This window comes from Citrobacter sp. Marseille-Q3906 (genome assembly GCF_916618775.1).
GTDB classification, from domain to species: domain Bacteria; phylum Pseudomonadota; class Gammaproteobacteria; order Enterobacterales; family Enterobacteriaceae; genus Citrobacter; species Citrobacter murliniae.
The window spans coordinates 198,517-210,505 of the sequence record NZ_CAKAKA010000002.1 but is presented as its reverse complement, the minus strand read 5'-3'; the positions used below and the strand labels follow the sequence as shown (position 1 = coordinate 210,505).

General features: G+C 52.2%; 10 protein-coding genes. 3 read left to right on the top strand and 7 right to left on the bottom strand.

All coding sequences use genetic code 11. The annotated features are described in order from the left end of the window. Nucleotides 1-35 precede the first annotated feature (35 nt). A complete protein-coding gene (gene queA / locus LG384_RS05275) occupies nt 36-1,106 on the bottom strand; it encodes a tRNA preQ1(34) S-adenosylmethionine ribosyltransferase-isomerase QueA (protein WP_045440477.1) in 1,071 nt (356 codons plus the stop codon). A gap of 295 nt (nt 1,107-1,401) precedes the next feature. Here queA and acpH point away from each other — a divergent pair, with 295 nt between their 5' ends. Both acpH and LG384_RS05265 read left to right on the top strand, forming a co-directional pair. Continuing rightward, nucleotides 1,402-1,983, top strand: coding sequence for an ACP phosphodiesterase (acpH, locus tag LG384_RS05270; RefSeq protein ID WP_048221956.1), 582 nt, complete (start codon nt 1,402-1,404; stop codon nt 1,981-1,983). 203 nt (nt 1,984-2,186) lie between these two features. Beyond that, nucleotides 2,187-2,789 carry a peroxiredoxin gene (locus LG384_RS05265; protein ID WP_045440472.1) on the top strand — a complete coding sequence of 201 codons (603 nt, stop codon included), beginning with the start codon at nt 2,187-2,189 and terminating at the stop codon, nt 2,787-2,789. 81 nt (nt 2,790-2,870) lie between these two features. On the opposite strand, the gene LG384_RS05260 is transcribed toward LG384_RS05265, so the two are convergent. Genes LG384_RS05260 through LG384_RS05250 form a run of 3 tightly spaced genes read right to left on the bottom strand, consistent with a single transcriptional unit; the run spans nt 2,871 to nt 5,997 of the window. Next, a complete protein-coding gene (locus LG384_RS05260; RefSeq protein ID WP_225760584.1) occupies nt 2,871-4,739 on the bottom strand; it encodes an amidohydrolase in 1,869 nt (622 codons plus the stop codon). A 21-nt stretch (nt 4,740-4,760) separates the two neighbouring features. Beyond that, nucleotides 4,761-5,306: an antibiotic biosynthesis monooxygenase gene (locus LG384_RS05255; protein ID WP_045440468.1), complete on the bottom strand. Its 546-nt coding sequence runs from the start codon at nt 5,304-5,306 to the stop codon at nt 4,761-4,763. A 49-nt stretch (nt 5,307-5,355) separates the two neighbouring features. Then, nucleotides 5,356-5,997: a hydrolase gene (locus tag LG384_RS05250; RefSeq protein WP_045440467.1), complete on the bottom strand. Its 642-nt coding sequence runs from the start codon at nt 5,995-5,997 to the stop codon at nt 5,356-5,358. A 273-nt stretch (nt 5,998-6,270) separates the two neighbouring features. On the opposite strand from LG384_RS05250, the gene LG384_RS05245 reads away from it, so the two are divergent. Further along, nucleotides 6,271-7,173, top strand: coding sequence for a LysR family transcriptional regulator (locus LG384_RS05245; RefSeq protein ID WP_045440465.1), 903 nt, complete (start codon nt 6,271-6,273; stop codon nt 7,171-7,173). Here LG384_RS05245 and malZ read toward each other — a convergent pair. The 3 genes from malZ to brnQ all read right to left on the bottom strand — a co-directional run bounded on the left by malZ (nt 7,167) and on the right by brnQ (nt 11,942). Continuing rightward, nucleotides 7,167-8,984, bottom strand: coding sequence for a maltodextrin glucosidase (malZ, locus tag LG384_RS05240; RefSeq protein WP_225760583.1), 1,818 nt, complete (start codon nt 8,982-8,984; stop codon nt 7,167-7,169). The genes LG384_RS05245 and malZ overlap by 7 nt on opposite strands. 183 nt (nt 8,985-9,167) lie before the next feature. After that, nucleotides 9,168-10,541: a proline-specific permease ProY gene (gene proY, locus LG384_RS05235; protein WP_045440458.1), complete on the bottom strand. Its 1,374-nt coding sequence runs from the start codon at nt 10,539-10,541 to the stop codon at nt 9,168-9,170. Between the two features lie 81 nt (nt 10,542-10,622). After that, entirely contained in the window at nt 10,623-11,942 is a 1,320-nt protein-coding gene (gene brnQ / locus LG384_RS05230; RefSeq protein ID WP_045440455.1) for a branched-chain amino acid transporter carrier protein BrnQ, read from the bottom strand. Between the last annotated feature and the right edge of the window lie 47 nt (nt 11,943-11,989).

The following is an 11,989-nucleotide window of genomic DNA, read 5'->3' as shown; positions in this document are numbered from 1 at the left end:
AAAACAGTCTGACGTTAAACACTCATGCCGGGGATTTACTCCCCGACACGCTCGGAAATAGCTTGCGGATTGTACGTGATAAACATGGCATCCCCGTAACTAAAAAAGCGATATTCCGCTTTTACGGCTTCATGATAGGCGTTCATGGTGTTTTTATAGCCCGCAAACGCTGAAACCAACATAATCAATGTTGATTCAGGCAGATGGAAGTTAGTCACCAACGCATCGATCACTTTGTACTGATAGCCCGGGTAAATAAATATTTGCGTGTCGCCAAAGAATGGCTCAATCAGGTCGTTTTTAGCCGCCTGCGCCGCGCTTTCCAGCGAGCGAACTGAGGTCGTCCCCACCGCAATAACACGATTACCGCGTGCTTTCGCCGCTAGCACCGCGTCGACCACATCCTGCGGCACTTCCGCATATTCGGAGTGCATGATGTGATCTTCGATGGTGTCGACACGCACCGGCTGGAACGTCCCCGCGCCAACGTGCAGTGTCACGAACGCCATCTCAATGCCTTTATCGCGCAGTTTTGCCAGCAACGGATCGTCAAAGTGCAGACCAGCAGTCGGCGCCGCCACGGCACCGGGTTTTTCACTGTAGACCGTCTGATACAGTTCGCGGTCGGCATCTTCGTCAGGGCGGTCGATATACGGCGGCAGTGGCATATGGCCGATAGCATTCAGGATGTCCAGCACGCTGCGCTCGTCGTCAAACTCCACTTCGAACAGTGCGTCATGACGGGCAACCATTGTCGCTTTAATGCTTTCATCGTCGCCCAACAACAATTCAGCACCCGGCTTCGGCGCTTTAGATGCGCGAATATGTGCCAGAATACGTTTATCATCCAGCATACGCTCGACCAGCACTTCAATCTTGCCGCCGCTGGCTTTACGGCCAAACAGACGCGCCGGAATTACGCGGGTGTTGTTAAAGACCAGCAAATCTCCGGGGTTGAGCTTGTCGAGCAAATCAGTGAAAGTACCGTGTGTCAGCGCGCCAGTCGGCCCATCCAGTGACAGCAAGCGGCAGCTACTGCGCTCTGCCTGCGGATAGTGGGCAATCAGGGATTCGGGTAGTTCAAAGGTGAAATCGGTAACGCGCATGACACTGACTCAGACTAAAATAAGAGGCGGGTAGTCTAGTGCCGGGGCGCTCTCCCTGCAACCTTTACCCCTCAAGATGAGTGACATAATCTATACGCAAAATCATTCAAGATGCATCGAGGCGGCAACTGAATGAGTCCCCAGGCGCTTACACTAGTAAGTGACTGGGGTAAGTGACAAATCTGTAGGGAACAGATTTGAACGTCGCGGAGCGGCGGTCCGTAAGGGCGAGTCTCATGGATGAGACGAGTAACTCAGCAGCCAACAAAGGGGCAGTTTGAAGGATGAAGTGGATATGAATTTTCTTGCACACCTGCACTTAGCCCATCTTGCCGACAGCTCGCTTTCTGGCAATTTACTGGCCGATTTTGTTCGGGGGAACCCGGAAGCCAGTTTTCCACCTGACGTGGTGGAAGGCATTTTTATGCACCGTCGTATCGACGTAATGACCGATAACCTGCCTGAAGTGCGTGAAGCCCGAGAGTGGTTTCGCCGCGAGACTCGCCGCGTCGCGCCTATTACGCTGGATGTCATGTGGGATCACTTCCTGTCGCGTCACTGGTCAGAAATATCACCGGACTTCCCGCTCGCGGCCTTTGTCAGCTACGCCCACACGCAGGTTGCCACTATCCTGCCTGAATCGCCGCCGCGCTTTGTGAATCTGAACAACTTTATGTGGTCAGAGAAATGGCTGGAGCGCTATCGTGATATGGACTTTATTCAGAATGTCTTAAACGGCATGGCCAGCCGCCGTCCAAAACTCGACGCACTGCGCGACTCCTGGTATGACCTGGATGCGCATTACGATGCCCTGGAAGCACGTTTCTGGCAGTTTTATCCGCGCATGATGGCGCAGGCCAGCAGCAAGGCTCTTTGATTGCCTGATGGCGCTACGCTTATCAGGCCTGCCTGTTGTATCAGGGGTTGCAGACCGGATAAGGCGAAACCGCTATCCGGTAATGCATTGATAGCCAAAACCTGTCTCATTGATTGCCAGCGCCTCTTTGTCTTATTCCCGAACAGTCTCTATACTGGCCCGCGTTGCGTTCCAAAAACCCCTTAACTTTGCAGGAGAATTATATGGTACTGGTAACTCGTCAGGCTCCGGATTTCACAGCAGCTGCGGTACTGGGTAGCGGTGAGATTGTTGAAAACTTCAACTTCAAACAGCATACCAACGGTAAAACCACCGTTCTGTTCTTCTGGCCAATGGACTTCACCTTCGTTTGCCCGTCAGAACTGATCGCGTTCGACAAACGTTACGAAGAATTCCAGAAACGCGGCGTTGAAGTCGTTGGTGTTTCTTTTGACTCTGAATTCGTCCACAACGCATGGCGTAACACCCCTGTCGACAAAGGCGGCATTGGTGCAGTGAAATACGCAATGGTTGCTGACGTTAAGCGCGAAATCCAGAAAGCCTACGGCATCGAGCACCCGGAAGCGGGCGTTGCTCTGCGCGGTTCTTTCCTGATTGACGCTAACGGCGTTGTTCGTCACCAGGTTGTAAACGATCTGCCGCTGGGTCGTAACATTGACGAAATGCTGCGTATGGTTGACGCGCTGCAGTTCCACGAAGAGCACGGTGACGTTTGCCCGGCTCAGTGGGAAAAAGGTAAAGAAGGTATGAACGCGTCTCCGGACGGCGTTGCAAAATACCTGACCGAAAACGTATCCAGCCTGTAATAGGCTAACGTTTAGCAAAAAGGCTCGCGCAGGCGAGCCTTTTTTGTTGCCGGATGGCGGCGAAGCGCCACCGGGCAATGATTAAAACGCGAAACAAGAACAACCCAACACGCCCCAAAACGCACGATCGTCTGACACCGGGATCCCCGATTTACGCGCCATATCGTGCTGATGTCCGTGAACGCCACAGCTACCGCAACACTGATGCATCTGGACCATAGCACCAACTTTCGCAGTAGTAGGTGGCGCAGAGCGATAATGCCCCGGAACGTTTACCACTGGCGACCAGTCAGGGACAACAGGGATCGCAGGCGGTGCCAGCGGCGTGAAATGCCCGGCAGCATAAACGACTTTGCCATCAACAATGGTCATCACCGACTCAATACCTTTGATCTCCTCTTCCGGTACGCTGAAATAATCTTTTGATAACACCACCAGGTCGGCAAGTTGATCTTTTTCAATGTGACCTTTCTTACCCTGCTCGCTGGAGAACCAGGCACTGCCTGCGGTCCACAGTTCCAGCGCCACATCGCGCGCCAGTCGGTTGTTATCGTCGTACATCGCCATCCCGCCGACAGTACGTCCGGAAACCAGCCAGTAGAGCGCCGTCCACGGGTTGTAACTTGCCACGCGGGTTGCGTCGGTCCCCAGTCCAACCGGAACATCAGCCGCCAACATTTTTGTTACCGGTGGCGTATGTTTAACCGCATCTTTTCCATAGCGATCGACAAAATACTCGCCCTGGAACGCCATCCGATGCTGAACTGCAATACCGCCACCCAGCGCTTTTACGCGCTCAATATTACGTTCGGTAATCGTTTCTGCGTGATCGAAGAACCAGTGCAGGCCGTTGAACGGAATATCACGATTCACCTTCTCAAAGACATCCAGCATCCGGCTGATGGACTCATCATAGGTTGCATGCAGACGGAACGGCCAGCGATGTTCCACCAGGTGGCGGACGACACGTTCCAGCTCATCCTCCATGCCTTCAGGTAAATCCGGGCGCGGTTGCAGGAAGTCTTCAAAATCCGCCGCCGAGAAGACCAGCATTTCCCCTGCTCCATTAGCACGATAAAAATCAGTCCCTTGCCCTGGTTTGAGCATATCGGTCCAGCGTTCGAAATCTTCCAGTTCCTGCTTAGGACGCTGGGTAAACAGGTTGTAGGCAATACGGACCGTCATCTGCTTATTGGCATGTAGTTGCTCGATAATTTCATAATCTTCCGGGTAATTCTGAAAGCCGCCGCCGGCGTCAATGGCGCTGGTGAGCCCAAGTCGATTTAGCTCTCGCATAAACTGACGGGTGGAATTAACCTGCATTTCCAGCGGAAGTTTTGGTCCTTTCGCCAGCGTAGAGTAGAGGATCATAGCGTTCGGTTTGGCGATCAGCATCCCCGTAGGATTACCATTGCCATCGCGAACAATTTCTCCCCCTACCGGATCCGGCGTCGCTTTGGTGTAACCAACCGCTTTTAGTGCCGCGCGATTTAGCAACGCCCGATCGTAGAGATGCAGCACAAATACCGGTGTATCCGGCGCGGCTTCATTGAGTTCTTCCAGCGTCGGCATACGGCGTTCAGCGAACTGAAATTCACTCCAGCCGCCTACCACGCGAACCCATTGCGGCGAGGGTGTTCTGTCAGCCTGATCTTTAAGCATACGTAGCGCATCCGCCAGCGACGGCACACCTTCCCAACGTAACTCAAGGTTGTAATTCAACCCTCCGCGAATGAGATGCAGATGTGAGTCGTTTAAACCTGGGATCACTGTATGACCTTTCAGATCAATAATCTGTGTCCCATCAGTCGCAAAATTCATGATCTGATCATGAGAGCCGGTCGCCAGAATTTTTCCATCTTTAATCGCCACGGCGTCCACCTGAGGGCTTTGGCGATCAAGAGTATGGATTTTTCCGTGAGTCAGAATAAGTGTTGCAGTTTGAGACATAACAATCTCCTGAGAAACCGGTCAGGCTTTTTTCAGCCAGCCGGCAAACAGACGGGTTACGATAGGCATCCAGAACCAGACCACCAGCGCAACCACACAGGCATCATTAATCAGATGCAGGAGCAATGATCCCTTCATTGAGGGCAGCACGATGCCGGTCAGCCACGGCACCAGATTGGTGCTGGGAAAAATCACCAGCAGAGTTATCAGGAACTGCTTCCAGCGTTTAGGCTGGCGAACATGTGATGCAGGCGGGGTAAACCAAAATGCCGCTTCCGTACGAATCTCGGTTTTGTCGCCCTCCGCCAGCAATGGCGCGATCTCCTCGACCAGCGCACGGCGCGTATCAGACTGGGTCCAGTTATACAGATGCTCGACGGTGTCAAAGCGGATAATAATGTTCCACAGGTTTTGTCCGTCGGTAGGGCGAATGACGTTAGCGCCAAGATGACCAGGAAACTCTGCGGCCACTGGCATGATTTTCCCCAGCCACTGCTCATACCGCTGCGCCTGGTCAGGCCGCAAGGTGTGAGTAATCACCAATGTCACATGTTTATTCTGCGCCATGAAGGGTTCCTTGCTGAAGGATAATGGCGGGATTGCCCCGCCAGCGGAATTAAATCTTACGTTCTGGTGCACCATGTACCATGGTATAGGCATAATCCACGCCCATACCGTACGCACCGCTGTGTTCACGCACCAGGTCCATCACCGCGTCGTAAGTCTCTTTACGTGACCAGTCGCGTTGGTACTCCAGCAGCACCTGCTGCCAGGTAACTGGTACCGCACCCGCCTGCACCATACGATCGATAGAACGTTCATGAGCATCCACGGATGTACCGCCGGAAGTGTCGGTGACCACATACACTTCATAACCCGCTTCCAGCGCCATCAACGCCGGGAATGTCAGGCAAACTTCGGTCCACAGTGCGGAGATAATCAGTTTTTTACGCCCGGTCGCTTCCACTGCTTTAACAAAGGCCGCATCTTCCCAGGAGTTCATTGAAGTACGCTCGATAGGCTTGACATCAGGATGAACAGCTAACAATTCCGGCCAGATATATCCGCTAAAACTTTTCGTTTCAACCGAGGTATAAATCACTGGAACATTAAATATTTTTCCGGCTTTGGCTAATGCTACAGTATTATTTTTCAACGTCTGGCGATCAATATTCGCCACACCAAATGACATTTGCGGTTGATGGTCAATAAAAATAAGCGTTGAGTTTTGTGGGTCAATCAGTTCCCGAATAGACATAGCACACCTTCTTAATCAATGAGTTAAAAGGCAACGGTCTGTAACTGCCGTCAGCAGCAGGATCCTGAATCAGAAAGCTTGTTGAGTATAGCGGGAATTTTCTAACGAGTTATTAAAGAAAACTTATCATCGAGTGATGATAATAATTTTGTCTTGAGATATATCTCAATCATCATCAAAAAAATGCGAATGTCTTATCTAATTTATTCACTGGCATTGTTTTTCTCTATTCTGTAAAAATGAGGTGTTTAATTTTCAGGATATATTCAGCTTATGCGCATCAATCTGGACGTTCTGCTCATCCTCGACGCACTCGACAGGCATGGTTCATTTGCTGCCGCTGCCGAATCACTGTTTAAAACCCCTGCCGCACTCAGCTATATGATTCAGAAGCTGGAAAACGATCTGAATATCGAATTGCTCGACCGTTCCGGGCATCGGGCAAAATTTACCGATACCGGCCTGATGATGCTGGAAAAAGGACGTTTGCTCCTCAGCGCTGCCAAAGACCTCGAAAAACAGGCGTTACAACTGAGCGCTGGCTGGGAAAAAGAGCTGGCAATTGCGCTGGATGCCTCCTTCCCCTTCGCCGCACTGGTGCCGATTATCGAAGCTTTTTACGCACTCAATAAACAAACTCGCCTCAACTTTACTCACCACACGCTGGCAGGTTCCTGGGAAGAACTCACCCATAACGGAGCGGATATTATTCTGGGCGCTATTAATGAGCCACCAACATCAGCGGCCTGGTCTTACAAAATGCTCGGCACGCTGGATAATGTGTTTGTTGTCGCACCCGGGCATCCACTGGCAGCGGCATCGGATAGTTTAACCAATGAACAACTGTGCCTGCACCGGGCGATAGTCATCAGCGACAGCGCCCGCTATTGTCATCCGTTACAAAGCAACCTGATGGATGAACAGGCGCAGATTCGTGTCGATGATTTCCACAGTAAAGTGATGTTACTGCGGGCGGGAACCGGTTGCGGATTTCTCCCACGCCACATCGCAAGCCCATGGTTAGCCACAGGCGAGCTGGTGGAAAAACCCGTGTTGTCTTTTCGTCAAAAAGACGTCGCCTATATGGCGTGGCGCAATAGCAATGACGGACTGGCGCAGCGCTGGTGGCGGGAAACGCTGCTGACCAGTGAGGAGATTGCGCGTTTGTATCAATGACACATCCAGATTGAGGCAGAAATCGCAGGTAGCGTCAGAATATCATCCGCGAGCTGGCCTTTGCCTTCTTTGTGCAGCCATTGGCTGGCATTGAGCAATGGCGAGGCTGGCAACACCACTTCACAGGCCTGGCCACGATTGATTGCTACCAGCACGCGCTGTCGGTTTAGTACTCGTACAAATACCACCACGTTATCCTCTGCGTAAATCACCTGACAACCGCCGTGGCGTAGCGCCTGACTCTGATGACGCATTTTAGCCAGCCGCTGATACAGCGCCAGCAGGTCAGAATCCTGTTTGTCCTTCTGCCATGGGAACGGCTTGCGGCAAAACGGATCGTTATTACCGTCCAGCCCCACTTCATCACCGTAGTAGATACAGGGAACCCCCGGCCAGGTAAACAACCAGACTACCGCCAGAGGCAGGCGCGCGACATCTTTACCTAGCAGCGATTTAAAACGGGCCGTGTCGTGGCTGTCGAGCTGATTGAACATACGCAGTTGCTGCTGATGTGATAAACCTGCACGATAGTTATCCATCCACGCCATACAGGTTCGGGCATCAATAAACTGCGGATCATAAGAGATATCGGTATTGGCGAGAAATCCCCATATGGGAAAGGTAAAGCCACGATAGTTCATCGCGGCATCTTCAGCATCAGCCTGCAACCACTGACGCGCATCACCGAAATGTTCGCCAACAATGTATGCTTCTGGCTGAGTTTCTTTAGCCGCCTGGGCGATCCCGGCAACATGCTGGAGGTTATTGCGCGCACCACCGGCTTCACCCAACATGTGTACGACATCAAGCCGCCAGCCATCCATATTCCATGGTGCTTTTAACCAGTGACGGACAATGCTGTCTTCGCCGCGATAGATTTCATTCACCAGGCTTTCAGATGCAAAGTCCAGTTTGGGCAGGCTTGAATACCCCAGCCAGTCCAGCGCGACGCCTTCCGTTGAAAAATGGTACCAATCGCGCCAGGGGGAATGTGGGTTATGGCATGCGCCATCCGTTCCCCGACTATGCCGGTCAAACCAGGCGTGCGAATCGCCGCTGTGGTTAAATACGCCGTCCAGAACCAGCCGCATTCCCTGCGCCTGTGTATTGTGTCGCAGGCGCAGTAACGCCCTGTCGCCACCAAACTGTGGATCAACATGACGATAATCTTCAGTATCGTACTTATGTACGCTTGGTGCGGTAAACACCGGGTTCAGATATAGCGCGGTTACGCCCAACGTTTTCAGATAGGGCAGTTTCTCACTGATACCGTCCAGATCACCGCCATAGAACGTGGAACCGCCAGCCTGCGCAGTCAGCGGCTCATCCCACTCACGCTGCACAATATCCTGTCCTGCTGCATGGTGGTAATAAACGTTGTTCTGATACGCTTCACGTGACTGGCTACGTGCAAAACGGTCCGGGAAAATCTGATAGAAAATCTGATCGGCCACCCATTGCGGTCCGTTATCCGGCACATCCACGGCGAACTGTTCCAGACGCGCTGGCGGAATACGGCTGAATCCCTGCGGGGTAAACCACAGCTGACGATCAAGCCACAACAATTTAAAGCTATAGCGCCGACGAGGTTGACCGCTGGAAAGATCGATTGCGGCTCGCCACGCAGTAACGCCAGGCTGAGGCTGGCTGCGCTGCTTACGCATAATCAGCGAAATCTCTTCGTTATCATTTTCCGCGCGTAGCGTTATACGTTGGGGAGGATTATCTCCCGCCAGCCATAACGTAATCGTCAGTTGATCTTTGTTTTGTTTAACAAATGGGGCAACCGGAAGGTGCCAGGCGTTCAACATCACGTATCCCCTTTGATGAAAATGAAGCCACCTTGCCATAGCGCAGTGCAGGATCACTCATCATCTTAACGTTTATTGGGGGAGGAGTTCGGGGGAGGAGATTTCGCCGGATGGCGCTACGCATCTTTGGCCTACACACTCTCGAGTAGGCCAGATAAGACATAGCGGTCATCCGGTAAAAAATTACTGTGCTTCAGCCAGTTGACGCTCGCGACGACGCTTAAATACCCAGCCAACCAACAACAGGATAATCCACGCGAAACCAACGTAAAGCGAAATGCGAGTATCCGGGTGGTAACCGATGAGCGCGATAATAAAGACCAGGAAAATCAGGCCAACAACGGTCGTCGTCACTCCGCCAGGCACTTTGAATTTCAGCGCCTTAACCTCTTCCGGCGGCAGACGGCGGCGGAAGGCAATCTGCGACAGCAGAATCATAATCCACACCCATACCGTGGCAAACGTTGCCAGTGAGGCAATCACCAGGAAGACGTTTTCCGGCATGATGTAGTTGAGATAAACCGCAAACAACAGTGCGAATGTCATCACCATCACCGTCACCCACGGCACACCGCGACGTGAGGTTTTAGCAAACATTTTCGGCGCGCTGCCCTGCTCCGCCATACCGTGCAGCATACGGCCTACGCCAAAGACGTCAGAGTTGATCGCCGACAACGAAGCGGTCAGCACCACAAAATTCAGGATACCGGCGGCAAAAGTAATCCCCATGTGCTGGAAGGTCAGTACAAACGGGCTTCCATCTGTGCCGACCTGGTTCCACGGGTAGATGGACATAATGACGAACAGTGTGCCCACATAAAACACCAGGATACGCATCGGTACAGAATTGATAGCGCGCGGGATAGATTTTTCCGGGTCTTTTGCTTCACCTGCGGTAATGCCAATAATCTCAATCCCGCCATAGGCGAACATTACCATTTGCAGCGACATCACCATACCGAGCCAGCCGTTGCTGAAGAAGCCGCCGTTACTCCACAGGTTGTGGATGCCGGTCGGTTGCCCACCGTTACCAATGCCCCAGATGATGATGCCGAAACCAGCAACAATCATGATGATAATAGTGGCGACTTTAAAGAATGAGAACCAGAACTCCAGTTCACCAAACACCTTCACGCTCATCAGGTTAATGGCGCAGATAATCAATACCACGCTGAGGACCCAAATCCAGTGCGGTACGGCCGGGAACCAGACGCCCATATAAATACCGAAGGCAGTAACATCGGCGATGGCGACAATCAGGATTTCAAAACAGTAGGTCCAACCGGTAATGTAGCCCGCGAGAGGCCCGAGATTTTCCTGCGCATAGCGCGAGAAAGAGCTGGCTGCAGGGTTATGAACTGACATTTCGCCCAGCGCACGCATAATTATGTACGCCGCCACGCCACCGATAAGATAGGCCAAAAGTACGCTTGGCCCCGCCATTTTGATGGCATCGGCCGAACCATAAAACAGCCCGGTACCAATTGCTGAACCTAATGCCATAAAGCGAATGTGCCGGGTGCTCAGCCCACGCTTTAGCTTGTTATTACTTTCCATCGATTCCTAACCTGTTAACACAATAAAAAAACCACGGGGCCATATTAATAGCCCCGTGGTTAAAACTTATTGTCAGTGATTTTAGTGTGCGCTGGAGGTCACTTGTCGACCCGCTGCGCGATCCCAGATTACTGCCAGGACCACCATCACGACTGTTGGCATCAACCACGCCAGACCTTGTTCAGCCAGCGGTAAACGCTGGGTCCAGGCCGGTAAGATGTCGCCAATTGCAGAAGCTTTAATGCCATCAAGGATACCAAAAATCAGGCTGATAAACATCGCAGGTGCAATGACGCGGGAAGAATTATGCCACCATGAGCGGGTAAAGCTTAATACAACCAGTGCGATGCATGGCGGATAGATAGCCGTCAGCACCGGAATGGAGATCTGAATCAGGTGGCTCAGACCCAGGTTCGATACCACCATCGAGAAACCGCCGAGGATAAACACCAGCGTACGATAAGACAGCGGCACATACTGGGCAAAGAACTCAGCGCACGCACAGGTCAGGCCAACTGCAGTCACCAGACAAGCGATAAAAATCAGTGCGGCCAGCAAGAAGCTACCTGCGCCACCGAAGGTATGCTGAACATACGCATGCAGAATCGCAGCACCATTAGCAGACTGATCGACCAGCGTCGCACTGTCAGAACCCAGGCGGAACAACGCGAGGTACAACAGCGTTAAGCCCACACCAGCCATCAGACCCGCCCAAACGGTATAACGGGTCAGCAGACGCGCTTCAGTAACGCCACGCGAACGAGCGGCGTTAACAATAACAATACCAAAGACCATCGCACCCAGCGTATCCATTGTCAGATACCCGTTCACGAAGCCATTAGAAAACGCTGCGGTTTCATAGGCTTCCATGGCGTTACTGATCGGGCCCGCAGGCCAGACAATCGCTGCAACAGAAAGCACAACCAGCGCAATAATTTTCAGCGGCGCAAGGAAATTCCCCACCGTATCCAGCAGTTTGCCCGGATAGAGCGACACCAGAATAACAATCGCGAAATAAACCACGCTATAGATAAACAACGGCAGCGCCGAGTCTCCAGTCAGCGGAGCAATTCCCACTTCAAAAGAGACTGTCGCGGTACGCGGAGTAGCAAATAGCGGCCCTACCGCCAGATAACAAACGGTAGCCAGCAGTAAACCTGCTACTTTGCCGATCGGGGTGCTCAGGCTGTCTACACCGCCACCGACTTTCGCCAGCGCTACAACGGTAAGCACCGGAAGACCAACGGCGGTAATCAAAAAGCCAAAAGCCGCAGTCCAGACGTGTTCGCCGGCCTGCAAACCAACCATTGGGGGGAAAATGATGTTACCTGCACCAACGAACAGTGCAAATGTCATAAATCCCAGGGCGATAATATCGCGTGATTTTAACTGATGGGTCATAAAGTCTTACAGCCTGTGGATGTGGTGTTGAAAACGTTTAATTTTCT

Coding starts and splice junctions, on each gene's coding strand:
- queA (WP_045440477.1), bottom strand. CDS start 1,106: ATGCGCGTTACCGATTTCACCTTTGAACTACCCGAATCCCTGATTGCC.
- acpH (WP_048221956.1), top strand. CDS start 1,402: ATGAATTTTCTTGCACACCTGCACTTAGCCCATCTTGCCGACAGCTCG.
- LG384_RS05265 (WP_045440472.1), top strand. CDS start 2,187: ATGGTACTGGTAACTCGTCAGGCTCCGGATTTCACAGCAGCTGCGGTA.
- LG384_RS05260 (WP_225760584.1), bottom strand. CDS start 4,739: ATGTCTCAAACTGCAACACTTATTCTGACTCACGGAAAAATCCATACT.
- LG384_RS05255 (WP_045440468.1), bottom strand. CDS start 5,306: ATGGCGCAGAATAAACATGTGACATTGGTGATTACTCACACCTTGCGG.
- LG384_RS05250 (WP_045440467.1), bottom strand. CDS start 5,997: ATGTCTATTCGGGAACTGATTGACCCACAAAACTCAACGCTTATTTTT.
- LG384_RS05245 (WP_045440465.1), top strand. CDS start 6,271: ATGCGCATCAATCTGGACGTTCTGCTCATCCTCGACGCACTCGACAGG.
- malZ (WP_225760583.1), bottom strand. CDS start 8,984: ATGTTGAACGCCTGGCACCTTCCGGTTGCCCCATTTGTTAAACAAAAC.
- proY (WP_045440458.1), bottom strand. CDS start 10,541: ATGGAAAGTAATAACAAGCTAAAGCGTGGGCTGAGCACCCGGCACATT.
- brnQ (WP_045440455.1), bottom strand. CDS start 11,942: ATGACCCATCAGTTAAAATCACGCGATATTATCGCCCTGGGATTTATG.